This is a genomic window from Streptomyces sp. NBC_01723 (genome assembly GCF_036246005.1).
Lineage (GTDB): Bacteria > Actinomycetota > Actinomycetes > Streptomycetales > Streptomycetaceae > Streptomyces.
In genome coordinates this window covers 57,024-75,867 of record NZ_CP109171.1, presented here as the reverse complement: position 1 = coordinate 75,867, position 18,844 = coordinate 57,024, and the positions used below count along the sequence as shown (strand labels likewise).

Annotated in this window: 16 protein-coding genes; 11 read left to right on the top strand and 5 right to left on the bottom strand. The window is 73.0% G+C overall.

Annotated features, from left to right (window positions below; all coding sequences use genetic code 11):
• Positions 1 to 79: 79 nt before the first annotated feature.
• The gene (locus OIE75_RS00350) at positions 80 to 1,399 is read right to left on the bottom strand and encodes a nucleotide disphospho-sugar-binding domain-containing protein (RefSeq protein WP_307017524.1); all 1,320 of its coding nucleotides are present in this window, start codon (positions 1,397 to 1,399) and stop codon (positions 80 to 82) included.
• 457 nt (positions 1,400 to 1,856) lie between these two features.
• Between OIE75_RS00350 and OIE75_RS00345 the strand changes: the two genes are divergently transcribed.
• The 6 genes from OIE75_RS00345 (at position 1,857) to OIE75_RS00320 (ending at position 9,173) form a co-directional block, all read left to right on the top strand.
• Positions 1,857 to 3,206: a formylglycine-generating enzyme family protein gene (locus OIE75_RS00345; protein ID WP_307017527.1), complete on the top strand. Its 1,350-nt coding sequence runs from the start codon at positions 1,857 to 1,859 to the stop codon at positions 3,204 to 3,206.
• A complete protein-coding gene (locus tag OIE75_RS00340) occupies positions 3,203 to 3,982 on the top strand; it encodes a phytanoyl-CoA dioxygenase family protein (RefSeq protein ID WP_307017529.1) in 780 nt (259 codons plus the stop codon). The genes OIE75_RS00345 and OIE75_RS00340 overlap by 4 nt, the downstream gene beginning before the upstream one ends.
• Positions 3,979 to 5,373: a formylglycine-generating enzyme family protein gene (locus tag OIE75_RS00335; RefSeq protein WP_307017532.1), complete on the top strand. Its 1,395-nt coding sequence runs from the start codon at positions 3,979 to 3,981 to the stop codon at positions 5,371 to 5,373. Before OIE75_RS00340 ends, OIE75_RS00335 begins: the two co-directional genes overlap by 4 nt.
• Positions 5,370 to 6,659: an MFS transporter gene (locus OIE75_RS00330; RefSeq protein WP_307017534.1), complete on the top strand. Its 1,290-nt coding sequence runs from the start codon at positions 5,370 to 5,372 to the stop codon at positions 6,657 to 6,659. Before OIE75_RS00335 ends, OIE75_RS00330 begins: the two co-directional genes overlap by 4 nt.
• 113 nt (positions 6,660 to 6,772) lie before the next feature.
• A complete protein-coding gene (locus OIE75_RS00325) occupies positions 6,773 to 7,264 on the top strand; it encodes a pyridoxamine 5'-phosphate oxidase family protein (protein WP_307017536.1) in 492 nt (163 codons plus the stop codon).
• A gap of 157 nt (positions 7,265 to 7,421) precedes the next feature.
• Positions 7,422 to 9,173 carry an FAD-dependent monooxygenase gene (locus tag OIE75_RS00320; protein WP_329468922.1) on the top strand — a complete coding sequence of 584 codons (1,752 nt, stop codon included), beginning with the start codon at positions 7,422 to 7,424 and terminating at the stop codon, positions 9,171 to 9,173.
• Between the two features lie 74 nt (positions 9,174 to 9,247).
• On the opposite strand, the gene hemG is transcribed toward OIE75_RS00320, so the two are convergent.
• From hemG to OIE75_RS00305, 3 genes are all read right to left on the bottom strand, one after another.
• Positions 9,248 to 10,726, bottom strand: coding sequence for a protoporphyrinogen oxidase (gene hemG, locus OIE75_RS00315; protein WP_329468921.1), 1,479 nt, complete (start codon positions 10,724 to 10,726; stop codon positions 9,248 to 9,250).
• A gap of 115 nt (positions 10,727 to 10,841) precedes the next feature.
• Positions 10,842 to 12,308, bottom strand: a complete 1,467-nt coding sequence (locus OIE75_RS00310; RefSeq protein ID WP_329468919.1) for an FAD-dependent monooxygenase — start codon at positions 12,306 to 12,308, stop codon at positions 10,842 to 10,844.
• 35 nt (positions 12,309 to 12,343) lie between these two features.
• A complete protein-coding gene (locus OIE75_RS00305) occupies positions 12,344 to 13,825 on the bottom strand; it encodes an FAD-dependent monooxygenase (protein WP_329468918.1) in 1,482 nt (493 codons plus the stop codon).
• A gap of 221 nt (positions 13,826 to 14,046) precedes the next feature.
• On the opposite strand from OIE75_RS00305, the gene OIE75_RS00300 reads away from it, so the two are divergent.
• Both OIE75_RS00300 and OIE75_RS00295 read left to right on the top strand, forming a co-directional pair.
• Entirely contained in the window at positions 14,047 to 14,802 is a 756-nt protein-coding gene (locus tag OIE75_RS00300) for an SDR family oxidoreductase (protein WP_329468917.1), read from the top strand.
• A 108-nt stretch (positions 14,803 to 14,910) separates the two neighbouring features.
• Positions 14,911 to 15,789 (top strand): NmrA/HSCARG family protein, encoded by an 879-nt coding sequence (locus OIE75_RS00295; RefSeq protein WP_307017546.1) that lies wholly within the window; start codon positions 14,911 to 14,913, stop codon positions 15,787 to 15,789.
• 10 nt (positions 15,790 to 15,799) lie between these two features.
• On the opposite strand, the gene OIE75_RS00290 is transcribed toward OIE75_RS00295, so the two are convergent.
• The gene (locus OIE75_RS00290; protein ID WP_329468916.1) at positions 15,800 to 16,417 is read right to left on the bottom strand and encodes a mycothiol-dependent nitroreductase Rv2466c family protein; all 618 of its coding nucleotides are present in this window, start codon (positions 16,415 to 16,417) and stop codon (positions 15,800 to 15,802) included.
• A 210-nt stretch (positions 16,418 to 16,627) separates the two neighbouring features.
• Between OIE75_RS00290 and OIE75_RS00285 the strand changes: the two genes are divergently transcribed.
• The 3 genes from OIE75_RS00285 to OIE75_RS00275 are packed head-to-tail and all read left to right on the top strand — an operon-like array spanning position 16,628 to position 18,836.
• Positions 16,628 to 17,656, top strand: coding sequence for a methyltransferase (locus OIE75_RS00285; protein ID WP_307017550.1), 1,029 nt, complete (start codon positions 16,628 to 16,630; stop codon positions 17,654 to 17,656).
• Positions 17,657 to 17,708: 52 nt separating this feature from the next.
• A complete protein-coding gene (locus tag OIE75_RS00280) occupies positions 17,709 to 18,152 on the top strand; it encodes a carboxymuconolactone decarboxylase family protein (RefSeq protein ID WP_307017552.1) in 444 nt (147 codons plus the stop codon).
• 18 nt (positions 18,153 to 18,170) lie between these two features.
• Positions 18,171 to 18,836, top strand: a complete 666-nt coding sequence (locus tag OIE75_RS00275) for a sulfotransferase family protein (protein WP_307017554.1) — start codon at positions 18,171 to 18,173, stop codon at positions 18,834 to 18,836.
• Positions 18,837 to 18,844 lie beyond the last annotated feature (8 nt).

Here is an 18,844-nt window from a genome sequence, read left to right as displayed (position 1 = left end):
CGCCGTACCCGCCGTAGCCGCCACACCCTTCGGGCCCCGCACGGCGACCGTGCGGGGCCCGACCGGCCCGCCCGCCAGGTCAGCGCGGGGCGAGAACCGGGCCGGTCCGGCGGGCGGCGACCACGCCCTCCAGGGTGCGCGCCAGCTCGCCCGGCGAGGGCAGGGCCAGCGTCTCCTCGCCCAAACGGCGGGCGTTCGCGCGCAGATCCGGGTCCCCGAGCAGGCGGACCAGCGCGGCACGGACCGCGGGTCCGTCCGCCTGAGCGGGTGTCATGGCCAGCCCCGCGCCCGCGCGCTCGAGGCAGCCGAACTTCAGCGGAGCGTCGAACGCCCGGCCGATCAGCAGCTGGGGAACGCCGTGACGCAGGGCGCAGCCGAACGACCAGGTGCCGCCGTGGTGCACCACCGCCGAGCAGGTCGGCAGCACCTCGGACAGGGGAACGGACTCCACCGCACGGGTGTTGGCCGGCACCTCGCGCAGCTCCCGCCGGGTGCGCGGCGGCAGGGCCAGGATCAGCTCCATCTCCAGACCGGCCACCGAGTCGAGGATCTCCTGGACGCGCTCGACGGGCAGCAGCCGTACCGGCCCGTCGTCGAGCGAGTCGCCGAAGGTCATCAGGACCCGCGGCAGGCGCGGCGGTCCGGCGAGCCATCCGGGCACGACGGCCTGACCGTTGTAGGGGACGAACTGCACGGGAAGCGTGTCCGGCCGCGGGTCGGGCCGGAAGGCCTCGGGGAACGGGGCGATGGTGAACTGCCCGTTGACCAGGTCCTCGGAGAACTCCACGCCGTACCGCGCGGACCAGCCGGCCAGCCAGTCGCGCAGCGCGTCGGCGCGCCCCTGCGGTGGCTGCAGGGCCTTGGCACGCAGGAAGTCCTCCCGCAGCCGGGTGTACACGTCGACGGAGTACAGCACCCGGGCGTGGGCCGCGCCCACCGCGGCGGCGGCCACCGCCCCCGCGAAGGCCTTGGCGCCCCAGAGCACCAGATCCGGCCGCCAGGCGCGGGCGGCGGCGACCAGGTCCTCCATCATCGGGTCGTTGGACCTCCGGGCCTGCGGCAGCACCAGGTCGTCGAAGACCCGGGAGGCCTGCTCCCAGCTCAGCCGCTCGCGGTCCGGCCGCAGGTCGAACAGCGGGTCCAGGCCGCCCTCCTGCGGGGCCCTCCTCGCGGCGGAGGCGCGCTCCGACGTCTGGCGCCGGTCCCGCTCCGCGCGGACCCGCGGTGCCTCACCGGGACCGACGCCCAGCCCCGTCAGGCCGGCTCCGGTGACGGCGTCGAGGAGGTCGGGCCAGCCGGCCACGCGCACCTCGTGCCCGGCCGTCCGCAGCGACCACGCCAGCGGCACCAGGTTGTACAGATGAGTCTTCCAGGGAAACGGCACGACGAGAACGCGCACGCCGTACTCCTCTCGAATCGTGGGGGGCGGAATGGAACGCACCCAGGAGAATGGCCCCTGAACCCGCCGTTCAACCGCTGAATCGGCGCAGTTGAACAAGCCGTTCCGCGTGGTCAAAAGGACGTAAAAATTCGAGAACTTGACAGAGCGGATCGCTGAAAGGGACCGTCGGTGCACTCGGTTGCCGATTCAGCATCAGGAGGTGAAACAGATGAAGACGCTTCGTCAGTGGAACGCGCTGCGCTCGCAGCGCAAGGGCGGTGTCCGCCCGGCCGGCTCGCACTTCAAGTGGGCGGCCTGACCAGGGCAAGCTCTTAGTCTGTGGAGGGCCGTACGGGCCCTCCACAGACTGGGTTTTCGACCTCATGAATCACTGACCCGGGCAATCGAGGTGGAACCAGTGCACCGATGGAGTTACGAGCGCTTTTCCGTTGAACAGAAAACCCTGAGTGGGCTGGTGGACCGTTTCCTGGCCCACGAGCCGTGGCAGAAATCCCGCGATCCGCTGACCGACCGGGAACGCGCCGAACTGCGAAAGACGATCGCCGGGTTCCGGCATCCCCGGATCGTCGAGGAACTCTGTGCGCTGGCGGCCACCCACCCGCGCGCGGACATCCGGCTGTCGGTGCTCGAGGGCGTCGAACCGTTCCTGGCCACCCATCCCGCGGCGCGGGAGTTCCTGGTCTGGCTGCTCGGCGACGACGAGGACTTCGTCGTGTTCACCGCCGCGAGGATCGCCGGACGAAACCGCGTCGGCGAGGCCTACGAGGAACTGGTGCACATCACCGGGCCGGCCGAGGCCGGCCTGTTCCGCAGCACCAAACCGGTGGGCATCGGGGCCGCGGTCGTGGCCAAGGCGATGGACCGGATCCTGGGTGCCGACGACCGCGCGGCCCGGCTGGGCATCGAGCGGGAGCACTCCGGGACCGGGCAGCTGCCGCCAGAGACCGCGCTGGACGAGCACTGGGACTACGACCCGGAGAACCTGCCCCCCGTCCCCGACGGCATGGTGCGCATCCCGGCCTCGGAGTTCGTCGTCGGCATCGGCATGGACGACGTCGTGCACCCGCTGTACGACGTGGACGACGCGGTCCCCCGGCAGACCCGCCACCTGCCCGACTTCCTCATCGACCGGTACCCGGTGACCAACGGGCAGTACGACGCGTGGGCGGACGGCCCGCAGGCCGCCGAGCACGCGCTCTGCCACCCCGAGGAGCCCGAGGGCAAGGACCACCGCCGCGGGATCGCCGGCGACACCCGGTTCGGCCCCGACCACCCCGCGACGGGCGTCGACTGGTTCGACGCCTACGCCTACCTCGCCCACCTCGGCAAGCGGCTGCCGACCGAGCTGGAGTGGGAGAAGGCCGCACGCGGCGAGCGGGGATCGCGCTATCCGTGGGGCGACGAGTTCGACCCGGACGCCCTGCGGTGGTTCGGCGCCTCCTTCGGACCGGCGCGGAGCCTGGAACACTGGCGCGACGTCCTGAGCACCTTCGACGAGAAGACCCCCGAGGTCACCACCGTCCCGGTCGGCTCCCACCCCAGGAACGTCAGCGCCTACGGGGTCGCGGACCTGGTCGGGAACTGCTGGGAATGGACGGACACCAACTTCTTCACCCGCGACCGGATGAATCCGATGATCTCCGGCAGGCCCCGTACCGAATGGGCGACGGCCGAGGAGACCTCGGTGGTGATCCGGGGCGGCGCGTGGACCTCCATGCGGGAACAGGTCACGGCGTACTTCCGCGGCAAGGACCTCTTCACGGACCGGCACAACGAGATCGGATTCCGGGGGGTGATCCGGTGAGCTCCCCGCAGCGCATCCCGCGATTCACCTACGACGGCACGGTGACGGCGGAACAACGCGCCTTCTACGAGCAGTACGGGTTCGTCGTCTACCGCGGCGTGTTCGACGCGCAGGACGTGGACATCATCCGGCGCGACGCCGAACGCCTGGAACGCGACACCCTCGACGGGAAGGTGCCGGCCGCCCGCCGCGACCGGGTGATCAAGCCGTCGTACGACGAGGACGGCCGGGCGACCCTGCACCGGCTGCCCTATTTCACCCTGCACTGCGACGCCACCCGGGACCTGATCGGACGCCGGAACCTGGACGCGCTCGGCCCCGGCCTGCTGGGCGGGCCGACCTGGCGGTTCGAGGACGCCATCGACGGAGCCGTGTGGCAGATGAAACGCGGCAGGCGCAGCTCGTACAGCGCGCTGGACTGGCACCTCGACTTCCCGCACGATCTCCCGGTGACCCCGCTGGTGAACGTGGGCATCTACCTGGACGACGCCACCGTCCGCAACGGCTGCCTGGTCCTCGTGCCCGGATCCCACCGCTACCCGCCGCGACGCCTCGAGCCCGAGGGGCTTCCGCTCGAGGCGCAGGCGGGCGACGTCATCTGCCACACCTACAACATCCTCCACCACTCGGGCCCGGTGCTGGACGACACCAGCCGGGCGACGCTGTACGTGTACTACTCGGCGGGTCAAAAGCCCACGGCGGGCACGGAGTACAGCCATCGGGCGGGCGAGGACTTCGCCAGCATGATCACCGGAGCGGAGGCCGGCACGCGATGACGATCACCGAGCAGTTCTCCCCCGGCCCCGCCGCCTCGGACGTCCCGTCCGAGGTGCTGCGGATCGCCGGCTGGACCGACGGGCCCGCGGCGGAACGCGACGCCCTGCTCGACGGCTATGTGCGCACCCTGGAACGGCTGACCGACCCGCCGCTGCTCGAGGAGTGCCTGGCGGTCGGCCTGCTGCACGACACGCCCGAGATCCGCCGGCGGGCCCTCGCTGCCGCCGTACGGCTCGCCCCGGACCTGGCGGCCGAGGCCGTCGGGTGGGCGCTGGCCGACCCGGACGAGACCGTGCGGGGGCCCGCGCTCGCGTCCCTGGCCGGGACACCGGCCCTGCGGTCCGCGGGCGGCCCGCAGGCGCTGCACGCCCTGCTGGCCGTGCTCGGCCGCTCCCCGGACCAGATCGCCGCGGGCGTCGGCAACTACGTGACGGTGGCGGACGCGCACGCCCTCGCCTCGGCGCGGACACTGCTCGCCGAGGCGGGACCGGCCGAGTCGGTCCTGGACGACCTGCCCGTCCCGCTGTCGGCCGACCGGCTGCCCAGCCGGCTCTCCCTGGAGGGCATGCGGCACATCCCGGCCGGACGGCTGCGCCGCGGGACCCGCCCCGGCCGGGAACGCTCCTGGGGCGACCCGGCCGCAGCGGCGGTGGACGAGGTCGAGGTGGCGGGGTTCCACCTGGACACCCTGCCGGTCACCAACGACGCGTACGACGCGTTCGTCGCCGACGTCGCCGCCCACGGCCACCTGTGGTGCCACCCGGACGAGCCGCGGGGCACCGACCACACCCGTTCCACCGCCGACGACCCCCGCTTCGCCGGTGACCACCCCGTGACCGGGGTCAGCTGGTACGACGCGGTGGCCTACGCCGACTGGTGCGGCAAGCGGCTGCCCACCGAGGACGAATGGGAGCGCGCCGCGCGGGGCGACGACCACCGCCACCACCCGTGGGGCGACACGTTCCGCCCGGAGCGGGTGCGGGGCCTGCACGCGGTCCTCGCGCGGGACGCGGACGGCGACCCGGACCGCGAGACGTGGCTGAACCGGCTCGCGGACCTCCGCATCACCGAACTGACCGCGCCGACCGGCCCGGTGAACGGCCTGCCGGGCAACGAGTCGCCCTTCGGGGTCCGGGACCTGTGCGGCAACGTGTGGGAGTGGACGTCCACCCGGTACCTGGACGGCCTCCCCTTCCGGCCGCGCTTCGGCACGATGGACCCGGGCGACCTGTGGGGCGAGTGGTCGGCCGAGGTCAGCGTGCGCGGCGGGGCGTGGAGTTCACCCCCGGCCCTGCTCACCGCCGTGAGCCGGGCGGGCAAGACGCTGGTGACCAGGAGCCCGGAGATCGGTTTCCGCTGCGCGGTGAGCGAATCCGAGGCACAGCGGTGAAGACCCGAGCACGGCGGGCGCGGCGGGTGCTGCCCGAGGGCTACACCCGCTGCCTCGCCAACCCCGACTTCCGCCGGCTCCAGCCCGGCTTCCTGGTCTCCTTCCTCGGCGACGGCATGAGCTTCGTCGGTGTGGCGTGGCTGGCCGTCGAACTGGCCGATCCCGCCGACCGGTCCATCGTGGTGGGCCTGGCGGTCGCCGCCTACAGCCTGCCCGCCGCCATCGGCTCGCTCACCCTGGGACGCTGGCTGAGCGGGCGCAACGCCAGAAGCCTGATCCTGCTGAACGCCGTCCTGCGCGCGGCCGTGTTCACCCTGATCCCGGCCCTGTACTGGCTGGATCTGCTGGACGTCACCACCTACATCGCCCTGCTCGCCGCCTCCTCGGTCCTGCACGCCTGGGGGATCGCCGGACGGCAGACGTTCGTCGCCGAGACCCTGAAGGACGAGGACCGGCTGGCCGGACACGCGCTGGTGGGCAGCCAGGAGCAGCTGTCGTTCATCATCGGGCCGCCGCTGGCCGGTCTGGTGTCGGCCGCGCTCGGGCCCGCGGCGGTGCTGGCCGGTGACGCGGTCAGCTATCTGTACCTCGCCGTCGTGTCGGCCCGGGTGCGCGGCGCCGGCAAGATCGGCCGCCGTCCGCCGGTCCCGTTGCGGCGCAGCGGCCAGACCCTCGCCCGCCACCCGGAACTGATGGGCCTGCTCGCCCTCACCTTCGTGTTCTACCTGCTGTACGGGCCGATCGAGGTGGCGGTCCCGGTCTTCGTGGCCGAGGAGATGGGCGGAGATCCCACCGCACTCGGGTGGATCTGGGGCACCTTCGGCGTCGGCGCGGTCATCGGCGCCCTGGTCGCCGGAACGCTGCGGCGGCTCCCGCTGTGGCCGACCGCGCTGGCCATCGTGGCCGGCTGGGGGCTGGCGATCCTCCCCTTCGCCCAGTTCGGCACGCTCGCCGCGGGCATCGTGGGCTTCGGCCTCGGCGGACTGATCTACGCGCCCTACGGCCCGGTGACGATCACCCTGCTGCAACAGAAGGCACCCCTGGAGGAGCTGGTGAGCCTCAGCGCCTTCCGCAGCGCGATCCTGGTGATCGCGACCCCGCTGGGCGCGGCGCTGGGCGGACCGCTGGTCGGCGCGCTCGGCCCGGGGGGCACCATCCGGCTGTCCGGCCTGACCACCGTCGGCCTCGCCGTCGTGGGCGTGGTTGTGCTGCTGCTGGTGAGGACGCGCCGGCACCGCGGGGAGCGGCAGCCGGTGTCCGGGCGGCAGCACGCCGGCCGGACCTGAGCGGCCTGACGGGCCACCCGGGCCCGTACGGGCAGCGCGCACCGGCGCCGGGACCTCCGCGCCGGCCTGCTCGGCGCCGCGGCCATGCGCGGCGCCAGACACGAGGAGCGGTGATGAAACTCGGACAGGACGAGATGCGGAGCCGGTTCGAGGGGGAGCGGTCCGTCCGGCTGGGCACGGTCGACGAACGCGGCGGCACCCATATGGTGCCCGTCATCTTCGTCGTCGACGGCGACGTCTTCTACTCGCCGACCGACCGGCCGAAGAACGGCAACCCGCGGCCCAAGCGGCTGCGCAACCTGGACCACGACCAGCGGGTCACGGTCCTGGCCGACCTCTACGACGACGACTGGCTGAAGGCCTGGTGGGTACGGCTGCGCGGCACCGGCCGGGTGGTCGGCGAGAGCCCGGAGCGCACCCACGCGCTGGGTCTGATCGACCGCAAGTACGCGCAGTTCGACGGCGCCCGCTACCTCAAGGACGGCGGACCGGTGCTGGCGGTGGACATCAAGGACTGGCTCGGCTGGGCCTTCAGCGACCTCCCGGCGCAGACCGGCCGGCCGCGGCGGCCGTGGCACGAGCGGTGGCTGCGGCGTTCCCGGTGACCGGTGGGCGCAGGACGTCTCCACCCGTCCTTGACCGGCGGTGGAGACGTCCTTGCCATGCTGCGAGCACTACCAAGACCGGCACGTACGGCAGTCCCCGTCGCCCTGATGCGCAACGCCGGCGCGGGTCTGTCTGCCACCTTCCGAAAGGACGACCATGGGATCAGTCGAGGTTCCGGTTCTGATCGTGGGCGGTGGCGGATGTGGTCTGTCCGCCTCCGTCTTCCTGTCCGACCAGGGCGTCGATCATCTGCTGGTGGAGCGGCACCCGGACACGTCGAGGGTTCCGAAGGCGCACTACCTCAACCAGCGCACGATGGAGATCTTCCGCCAGCACGCGGTCGCCGACGACGTGCTCGCCGAGGCGGCACCGCTGGAGAAGTTCGGCAAGGTGCGCTGGCAGACCACGCTCGCCGGCGACGGGCCGCTGGACCGGCGCCTGATCCACGAGATGGACGCCTTCGGCGGCGGTGAACTGACCGGGACCTACGCGGCGGCCGGACCCGTGCTGCCCGCCAAGCTGCCGCAGATGTGGCTGGAGCCGATCCTGCGCCGGCACGCGGAGGACCGCAATCCGGGCCGGATCCTGTTCCACCACGAGGTGATCTCCTTCTCCGACGAGGGCGACCACGTCGTCGCCGAGGTGCGCGACCTCGACACCGGGGAGCTCACCACGGTCACGTCGAAGTACCTCATCGGGGCCGACGGGGGCCGCATGGTCGGAGCCGCGGTCGGCATCGAGATGCAGGGCCCGCCCGGGCTGGTCAACACCACGACCGCGTACTTCTCCGCCGATCTGTCCCCGTGGTGGGAGGAGGGCACGCTCATCACGCACTTCCTCAGCCCGGAGGACCCCGACCTGTCCAGCAACCTCATCGAGATGGGGCCGAGCTGGGGCAAGGCGTGCGAGCAGTGGGGCCTGCACTTCGCCCCGGGCCCGCCCGGACGCTGGGACAACGAGACGGTCGTCCCCAGGATCCGCGAGCTGCTGCGCATCCCGGACCTGGAGGTGACGGTGCACCAGGTGACGGACTGGATCGTGCACGCGCACCTCGCCGACCGCTACCGCGTCGGCCGTGTGCTGATCGCCGGCGACGCCGCGCACCGCCAGCCCCCGGCCGTCGGCCTCGGCCTCAACACCGGCATCCAGGACGCGCACAACATCGCGTGGAAGCTGGCCGCGGTGCTCGGCGGCCGGGCCACCGAAGGCCTGATCGACACCTACGAGAGCGAACGCCGGCCCGTGGGCCGGGAGAACGTGGACTGGGCGGTGTCCGCCGCCGTCCACCACCAGGCGGTCATCGACGCCGTGGGCGCCGGCCACAACATCCCGGCGGGGCGCCGCAGGCAGCGGCTCGAGTCGTACTTCGACCCCTCGCCGCTCGGTGACACCGTGCGGGCGCGCGCCCTGGAGATCTTCCACACCCACCGCGGGGGCTGCCAGTCGCTCGACATGGAGGTCGGCTTCCACTACGAGGACGGCGCGCTCGTCCCGGACGGCAGCGAGGCGCCGGCCCGCGTCCCCATGCGCAACGAGCACCGGCCGACGTCCCGCCCCGGACACCGGCTGCCGCACGCCTGGATCACCCGCGACGGACGGCGCCTGTCCACGCTCGACACCACGGACAGCACCGGCTTCACGCTGATCACGGGCCCGCAGGGGACGCCGTGGAGCGAGGCGGTCGCGCGGGTGGCGGAGAAGTTCTCGGTCCGTGTCGCCACGGTGTGCATCGGCGACGGCGGTGAGTACGCCGACGCGGACGGCGGCTGGGAGGCCGTCCGGGGGATCACCGGCGCCGGCGCGCTCCTGGTCCGTCCCGACCAGCACGTCGCCTGGCGCGGCACGGGCGCCGCCGAGGACCCGGAGCAGGTCCTGGCGAAGGCGTTCGCCGCGGTGCTGGACCGCTGACACGCCCGGCAGACCGAAGGGGGCCGTGCCCGAAGTCACCGGGCCCGGCCCCCTTCGGCATCCGCCGGGACGGCTCAGGTTGCGACCGCGACCGGACCGGCCGCGGCGTTCTGCCTCACCCAGGCCAGCACCTGGTCGGCGGCCTGGCGCGCGGAGGCCATGCACACGCCGACGCCGACACCGTCGTACAGGGCGCCGCACACCGCGAGTCCGGGCTGGGCGGCCACCGTCTCCCGGATCCGCCGCACCCGCTCGAAGTGGCCGACGGTGTACTGCGGCAGGGCGTCCTGCCAGCGGCTGACCCGGGTCGCCACCGGGGTGCCCCGGACACCGGTGGCCTCGGCCAGCTCGGCCGTCGCCAGCGCCACCAGGCCGGCGTCGTCGCGCTGCAGCAGGCCCTCCTCGCCGAACCGCCCGATCGAGCAGCGGACGATCTCCACCTCGCCGGCCAGGTGCGGCCACTTCACCGTGGTGAACGTGACCTCCTTGACCGCCCTGTTCTCCACCGCGGGCACCCGGTAGCCGGCGTAGCCGCGGCCGGAGAGCCCGCCGGGGAACGCCGCGCGGGGATAGGCGAGCGTCACCATCGCCACGCTCGAGTACGGCACCTCCCCGAACGCCGAGACGGCCGCGGAGGTGCCCGGGACCCCGGCCAGCAGCCGGCCCGCGGGACCGGCCGGAACGGCGACGACGACGGCGTCGGCGTCGATGTGCTCCGCGCCGGCGGCCGAGCCCACGGTCAGGCGCCAGCCGCCCGCGACCCGGGTGAGCTCCCGGACGGGAGCGTCGGTGCGCACCGACGCGTCGGGCGAGGCCGCCAGCACCTGGCGTACGAGCACGGGGGGCAGCGAACCGAATCCGCCGTCCAGGGTCGCCACCCGCACCGGCGGCGGCTTCTGCCCCTCGGCGAGCACCGGCGTCAGCGAGCCCGCCGCGTCCGCGAGCGAGACGTGCGCGCGCGACGCCTTGGCCAGCGGCGTCAGCGTGGCCTCGAACGACAGGTCCGCGGCACGGCCGGAGAACACCCCGGCGAGGAAAGGTTCGACGAGCCGGTCCACGACCTCCTGGCCGAAGCGCCCGCCGACGTGGTCCGCGACCGAGACGTCGCCGACCCGGTCGAAGGACGGCAGCACGAGGTCCTGCCGGGCCCGGCCGACACCCTCGGCGGAGACGACACCGGACCGGGCGAGGTCGTCCATGTCGCACGGCACGCCCATGAACTGACGGTCCGGCTGGCGCCGGATCCCGCCCCGGGACCAGATCGCCGACGCGGTCTCGCCCGCCGACATGATCGTCTCGCCGAGCCCGGCGTCCTGGATCAGCCCGGTGGTCCTGCGCCGGTTGGCGTACAGGGACTCGGCACCCTCGTCGACCGCGACCCCCGCCACCTCGGAGACCGACAGTTTCCCGCCGAGCCGGGACGACGCCTCCAGGACCGTCACCCGCACCGGCTCGTTGCGGAGCCGGAACGCCGCCGCCAGTCCCGCGATACCACCCCCGATGACGACCACATGGGGCTTTGCGCTCACCTGATCCTGTTCGGTGCCAGCCATTCCACCAGATCCTTCGTGGTTGGAGTCGTAGAGGCCGTCCCGGCGCCGGGCGCCCGGCGCCCGGACGGGTGCCTGGCAGTCTGGCCGGAAGGACCGGCCCACCGGTCGAGAGTGCCTAGAGGGCCGTGCGGGCGGCGCCGAACCAGCGCTCGAGGGCCTGGCCGAGGTCGTCGGTGGTGCCGGGTGCGGTCCAGGCGACGTAGCCGTCGGGGCGGACGAGGACGGTGTCGGGGGTGGTGGCCGCTGTGCCGGCCGCGGTTGCGGTGACGATGTCGACGCGGTCGGTGTGGTGGCGTGCGGTGTGTGCGGCGGTGTCGTCGGTGGTCAGGAGCAGACCGCGTCCGGTGCGCAGGAGTTCGGCGACGCGGGCGCGGGTGCCGTCGGGGAGGGCGAGGGTGTGCTCGGGGGGCATGCGCCGGCCGAGCAGCGGGTGCTCGCCCTTGGCCAGGTCGTAGCGGACACCGAGGTTGCTCAGCATGCCGGCCGCGTACTCGGCGGCGTCCCGGTGGGCCAGCAGCTCGCCCACCACCTCGCGGACCGGGTCCATGTCCTCGCCGGTGAGCCGCAGTTCGATCGCCGCACGGGCGTTGCGCGCCAGCTGCTCGCCGACGGGGTGACGCTCGGCGTGGTAGGTGTCGAGCAGGCCCTCGGGGGCCCACCCGCGGACCGCCGCCGCCAGCTTCCAGCCCAGGTTCACCGCGTCCTGGACGCCCACGCTCAGCCCCTGCGCCATGGCCGGGGGCTGCACGTGCGCCGCGTCGCCCGCCAGGAACACCCGCCCGCGCCGGTACTCGGCGGCGGCCCGCGAGGCGTCGGTGAAGCAGCTGATCCAGCGGCACCGCCCGTGGTGGATGGACTCGCCGGTGAGCCGCTGCCAGGCGTCGGCGAGGTCGGAGAAGGAGAGTGAGCCGCGCTCGCGCGGCGGCGGCGTACCGGCCTCGTGGACGACGACCCGGGTCACGCCGTTCTCCAGGTCCATCGCCATCACCATGCTGCCGCCCGGCAGGTTCTCGCCGATGCGCCGCTTGCGGGTGTCGATGCCGGTGACGTCGGCCGTGAGGAAACCGCGCCGGCCGTCGGTGCCGGGGAAGCCGATCCCGGCCAGTTTCCGGACGGTGCTGCGCCCGCCGTCGCAGCCGACGAGGTAGGCGGCCCGCTCCTGGGCCGGTCCGTCGGGTCCGTCGACGCTCACCAGGACGCCGTCGTCGTCCTGCCGCAGACCGGTCACCTCGCGGCCGCGCAGCACCGGTACGCCGAGTTCGCCCACCCAGTCCTCCAGCATGCGCTCGGTGCGGAACTGGGAGACCCCCCGGTGCCCGTAGTGGTCCTCGGCCAGCATGCCGAGGTCGATCGGGATGCCGCCGAAGTGGCTGTCGGCGGGCTCAGTGGCGCCGAGACGGCCGAGCAGGCCCCGCTGGTCGAAGCACTCGGCGGTGCGCCTGGTGAAGCTCGCGCCGCGCGACTGGCGCGTCGGGGCGGGCAGCGACTCGTGGACGGCGACGTCCACGCCGCCGAGCTTGAGTTCGCCCGCCGTCATCAGCCCGACCGGGCCGGCCCCGACGACGATGACATCCCTGGCCATGTGTCTGCTCCTCTTCGATGGGTTTCGCCGGGCGCTCACCGGTCGGCGTACTGCGGGGTGGCGGCGCCGAACCAGCGCTCGAGGGCCTGGCCGAGGTCGTCGGTGGTGCCGGGTGCGGTCCAGGCGACGTAGCCGTCGGGGCGGACGAGGACGGTGTCGGGGGTGGTGGCCGCTGTGCCGGCCGCGGTTGCGGTGACGATGTCGACGCGGTCGGTGTGGTGGCGTGCGGTGTGTGCGGCGGTGTCGTCGGTGGTCAGGAGCAGGCCGCGTCCGGTGCGCAGGAGTTCGGCGACGCGGGCGCGGGTGCCGTCGGGGAGGGCGAGGGTGTGCTCGGGGGGCATGCGCCGGCCGAGCAGCGGGTGCTCGCCCTTGGCCAGGTCGTAGCGGACACCGAGACCGCTCACGACTCCGGCGGCCTGCTCGGCGGCGTCCCGGTGGGCCAGCAGCTCGCCCACCACCTCGCGGACCGGATCCATGGCCTCGTCACCGAGGTAGAGCTTGGACGCCGCGCGGGCGTTGCGGATCAACTGCTCGCCGACGGGGTGGCGTTCGGCGTGGTAGGTGTCGAGCAGGCCCTCGGGGGCCCACCCGCGGACCGCCGCCGCCAGCTTCCAGCCCAGGTTCACCGCGTCCTGCAGTCCCGCGCTCAGTCCCCACGCGGCCAGCGGCGGGATCTCGTGCGCCGCGTCGCCCACCAGGAACACCCGCCCGCGCCGGTACTCCGAGGCCAGCGCCGCGGAGTTGCCGCACGCCCACAGCCACTGGCAGTCCGCGTCGTCGATCGACTCGCCGGTCAGCCGCCGCCACGCGTCGGCGACCTGGGAGAACGTCAGCGCACCCGGCTCCGGACGGGCGGGCAGGCCGGGGTCGTGGACGACCACGCGGCAGCGGCCCGCGCCCAGCGGGGTGCACACCACCATGCGGCCGCCGGGAAGCCGTTCACCGATCGGCCGGGGGCGCGGGGTGACACCGCTGATCTCCGCGGTGTACATGCCCCTGGTGGGCTCCCAGTCCCGGGTGGGGATGCCGGCCAGCGCGCGTACGGTGCTGCCCGCCCCGTCGCAGCCGGCCACATACCCGGCGCTCTCCTCGCCGGGCCCGTCGGGACCGGTGTAGGACACCACGACACCCTCGGGCGTTGGCCGCAGAGCGGTCACCTCGCGGCCGCGCAGGACCGGCACGCCGAGGTCGGCCAGCCAGCCGCCCAGCGCCTGTTCGGTCCTGGCCTGGGACAGGCCCAGCACCCCGCTGTGGTCCTCGTCGAGCATGCCGAGGTCGAAGCGGACCCCGCCGAAGTGGCCCATCGGGCCCCACCGGAACTCGCCCAGCCGCTCCAGCAGCCCGCGCTGCCCCAGCGACTCGGCCGCCCGCCGGTTGAAGCCGAGTGCCCGAGACTCCCCGGCCGGGGCGGGCAGCCGGTCGTAGACGGCCACGTCCGCTCCGCCCAGGCGGAGCTCTCCGGCCAGCATCAGGCCGGCCGGCCCCGCACCGACCACTATGACGTCAGTCTTCTTCATTTCATGAGGCCCTCTGCGCTGCGGCAATGGTTGGCCTTTGTGAAGCTACTCAGGGCGATGTCCGGCCGCAACGATTCCGAATTCCGCGGGCGCGGGCGAGGCGTTCGACCGCGTATTCGGCGCCTTTGAACGCGGCGGTGAACGCTTGAACGTGGAGAGTGCACCGCAGCAATATCGTCGGGTGTCTTCGGTTTTCGCTTCTTCCCACGGTGAATACGCGCATGACCGGCCGCAGAAAGGAAGCTGACGTGACGGTCGAGAAGGTCGCCCTGGTCACGGGGGCCAACAAGGGCATCGGTTTCGCCGCCGCACGGCGACTCGGTGAGCGGGGGATCGCCGTCCTCGTCGGCTCGCGCAACGAGGTGCTCGGCAAGCAGGCCGCCGACGCGCTGGCCGCCGACGGCATCGCCGCGACGCCGCTGCGGCTCGACGTGACGGACCCGGCCTGCGTGGCCGAGGCCGCCCGCGAGATCGAACGGCGCCACGGACGCCTGGACATCCTGGTGAACAACGCCGGTACCGCCGGCGGCTTCACCGGCGCACCGAGCGAGGCGAGCGCTGCCGATCTGCGGGAGGTCTACGAGACCAACGTCTTCGGCGTGGTCACGGTGACCGGCGCGATGCTGCCGCTGCTGCGCCGCTCCCCGGCCGGGCGAGTCGTCAACGTGTCCAGCCACGTGGGGTCGTTGACCCTGAACTGCGACCCCGGCTCCCCGCTGGCGAACGTCAGCATGATCGCCTACCAGTCCTCGAAGACCGCCCTGAACGCGGTCACCGTCGCGTACGCGAAGGAGCTGCGGGGGACCCCGGTCAAGGTCAACGCCGCCCTGCCCGGAGTGGTGGCCACCGACCTCAACCGCCACCGCGGTCGCCGCACGCCCGCGGAAGGGGCCGAGATCGTGGTCCGGCTCGCCCTGCTGGACGAGGAGGGCCCGTCGGGCGCGTGCCTGTCGGACGAGGGGCCCGTCCCCTGGTGACGCCCGACCCCTGACCCCGACCCCCGACGCACGGCGGCCGCCCCGCGGCCGCCGCATCCGACCGCACCACCGGGCCGGCCCCGGTGGGCACGAGACTTGGAGAAGACAGTGGCGCTTGACCGAACGATCCTGGTGCTGGGCGGTACCGGCCGGCAGGGCGGGGCGGTGGCCCGCGAACTGCTGCGGCGCGGGCACACCGTGCACGCCCTGGTCCGCGACCCCGCCAAGGCGGCGGCGAGGGAGCTTCAGGAGTCGGGCGCGGTCCTGGTCCGCGGGGACATGGACGACGAGGCGTCGCTGACGGCGGCGATGCGGGGCGTCCACGGGGTGTTCAGCGTCCAGACCTTCCGGGGCCCCGGCGGCGTCGAGGCCGAGGAGCGGCAGGCCAGGGCGGTGGCCGACGCCGCGGTACGGGCCGGGGTGCGGCACTTCGTCTACAGCTCGGTCGGCGGCGCGGACCGCGACACCCGGGTCCCGCACTTCGAGAGCAAGCACCGCACCGAGCAGTACCTGCGCACCCTCGACCTGCCGACGACGGTGCTGCGGCCGGTCATGTTCCACGACATCCTGCTCGACATCGCCCCGCGCCCCGTCGAGGGCGAGCTGGTGCTTGCCATGTGGCTGGACCCCGAGACCCCGGTACAGCTCATCGCCACCGCCGACATCGGCGTGTTCGCGGCCGACGCCTTCGAGGACCCGGACGCCTGGCTGGGCCGGGTGGTCGAGATCGCCGGCGACAGCCTGACCGGGCCGCAGATGGCCGCGGCGTTCGAGTCGGCCGCCGGCGTCCCGGTCCGCTACCAGCGGCTGCCGATCGAGCCGCTGCGCTCGGCCCGCCCCGACCTCGCCAACATGTTCGACTGGTTCGAGCGGGACGGATACCGCGCCGACCTCGAGCAACTGCGCCGCAACCGGCCCGGCCTCGTCTCCCTGGAGACCTGGCTGGCCGGCAGCTGGACGCCTCCCGTCACCACGGCGGGCCGCTGAGAGCGGCCCCTCAGGTGAGGACCGGCTTCCCGGTGCGGGTGCGCTTGAGTTCGAAGAACCCGTCGGTCGCGGCCACGGCGCGTACGCCGTCCCACAACCGGGTCGCCGCTTCACCGAGCGGGGTGGGGGAGACCACCGGGCCGAAGAACGCGACGCCCCCCACCGCGACGACGGGCGTGCCCACATCGGTACCGACCCGGTCGACGGCGTCCTGGTGCGAGGCACGCACCGCGTCGTCGCAGGTGTCGCGGAAGGCCGCGTCGGCGAGGCCGGGATCGAGGTCCGCGGCGGCCAGGGCCGCCGCGTAGGTGGAGCGCTCCTTGGGCGCCTGCTCCAGGTGGAAGCGGGTGCCGAGTTCGGTGTAGAGCCGGCCCAGCGTCCCGGGACCGTACTTCCCTTCGGCGGCGGCGCACACCCGCACCGGCTCCAGCCGCAGGGCCAGGTCCCGGTGCCAGCGCTCGGGCAGATCGGTGCGCCCCTCGTTGAGCACGGTCAGGCTCATCAGGTGCCAGCGGATCTCCAGGGGCCGCTGCCGGGCGACCTCGAGGACCCAGCGGGAGGTCAGCCACGCCCAGGGGCAGGTCGGGTCGAACCAGAAATCCACCGTGGTCGGGGTGTCGTGCCGCAACGGGTGCCTCCTCGATGTAGCCGGGCCGGAACAATTTGACAAGCCAGGCCGGAATTGTGCTGGAGCGGTACTGGACCCAGCCCGTTCAACCGCTCACATTCCCCGGTTGAACGGCCTGCGTGCAATTACGTGAATGCCGAGGTTGCGGTTTTGAGAAGTGCCCGCCTATCGTCTGGAATCCGCGAGAAGAGGCGCTTGGAAAGGAAAGGCATGTCCGTGCTGCCCGAGGTTCGTGACCAGTCCGACTCGTACTCACTGCTGCATCTCATCCAGGGCGCGGTGATCACCCAGGCGATTTCGGTCGCGGCCCGGCTCGGCATCGCGGACGTACTGGCCGACGGCCCGCTGTCCGCCCGGGACATCGCGGCCCGGGTCGGGTCCGACACCACGGCGACCCACCGCGTCCTGCGCGCGCTCACCGGCCACGGGGTGTTCGCCGTCCGCCCGGACGGCCGGTACGAGCAGACCCCGCTGTCCGACAAGCTCCGTGAGGACGCGACGGACTCGATGCGCGGCTTCGCCCTGCTGATGAACCACCCCACGCTGTGGGAGGAGTGGGGCCACCTGATCGACACCGTGGAGACCGGCGAGGCCAACCTGCCCAAGCTGCGCGGCATGGGCGCGCTGGACTTCTTCCACGCCAACCCCGACTACGCGCGGGTGTTCTTCCAGGCGTTCGGGGGGCTCTCGGTCTCGGAGACCGCCCCGATCCTGGCCGCCTACGACTTCTCCGGGTTCGGCACCGTCGTGGACGTCATCGCCGGCCGCGGCAACCTCCTGGCGGGCATCCTCCAGCAGGCGCCCGACACCAAGGGCGTGCTGTACGACTCCGAGATCGCGACCGTGGACTCGCCGGCGCTCTTCGAGGCCGCCGGGGTCGCGGACCGGCTCACCATCGAGCACGGCGGTTACCTCGGCACGCTGCCCGCTGGCGCCGACGCCTACCTGTTCAAGCACATCATCCACGACTTCTCCGAGGCCGACGCCGTCACGGCGCTGCGCAACGCGCGCGAGGCGATCGCCCCCGGCGGCAAGCTGCTCGTCGTGGAGTACGTGGTCCCGGAGAACAACGAGAAGCACCTCGGCCACACCATCGACCTCTGGCTGATGCTGATGCTCGGCGCCCGCGAACGCACCCGCGCCCAGTACGCCGAGCTGTTCGCCCAGGCCGGCTTCGAACTCACCCGGGTCGTTCCCACCAGCGCGCCGATCTCGGTCATCGAGGGCATCCCGGTCTGAGGCCGCCGCGAGCATCCGACCCATCCACGCATACCGCACAGGAGAAGACCCGATGACCCCACGGACGGAAAACCCCTCCCTGGTCGTTCCCGGCGCCCTGCAGCCCCTGCTCGACCTGACCGAGGTCATCGGCAGGGTCGGCGTGCCGCAGACCACCCTCGACCTGGTCCGGCTGCGCGTCAGCGAGATCAACGGCCGCACCTACACCTTCCCCGACGGCCCGGAGCACGCGGCGGCGGACGAGCGCCTGCCGCGGGTGGCCGGCTGGCGCACCGAGACCTGCTTCGAGGACGCCGAACGCGCCGCGCTGGAGATGGCCGAGGCCGTCACCCTGATGACCGACCCGCAGGACATGGCCTCCGACGAGATCTGGGAGAAGTCCGCCCAGTACTACACCGACGAGCAGCTCGGAGCGCTGGTCATGCACATCGGCCTGGTCAACTTCTGGAACCGGGTGAACGTCGCCACCCGCCAGGAAGCCGCGGCCTGGCGCTGAGACAAGGGAGAGAGCACTGTGCTCAAGCTCATCAACGCCGGCCTGGGCAGGACCGGCACGACCTCACTGAAGGTGGCCCTGGACCGGCTCGGTCTCGGCCCCTGCTTCCACATGTTCGACATCGTCGGCGACACCGACCGGCTGCGGCAGTGGGAACGCATCGTCTGCGACGGCGACAGGCCCGACTGGGCCGCCGTCTTCGACGGCTACGGCTCCGCGGTCGACGGCCCCTGCGCCGTCCACTACCGGCCCATCAGCCAGGCGTTCCCCGACGCCAAGGTGGTCCTGACGGTCCGTGACCCCGACAGCTGGTACCGCAGCACCCACGACACCCTCTACCAGTTCGCCCTGCGCAGCACGGCGAACCCGCCCGAGCCCGGCAGCCCGCAGGCACGCCTGTTCCGCATCACCAACACCATGGTCTGGGACGGACTGTTCGGCGGCCGCTTCGCCGACAAAGACCACGCCGTCGACGTCTACCACCGGCACAACGAGGAGGTCGTACGCACCCTGGGCGCGGACAACGTCCTCGTCTACGACGTGCGCCAGGGCTGGGAGCCGCTGTGCGACTTCCTGGGCGTCGACACCCCGCGCGAGGCGTTCCCGCGGACCAACGACACCGCCTCCATGCGGCAGCGGATCGCCCGGGCGGCCGGCGCCGCCGCGGCGCCGGCCGCCGGCTGACGGGACGA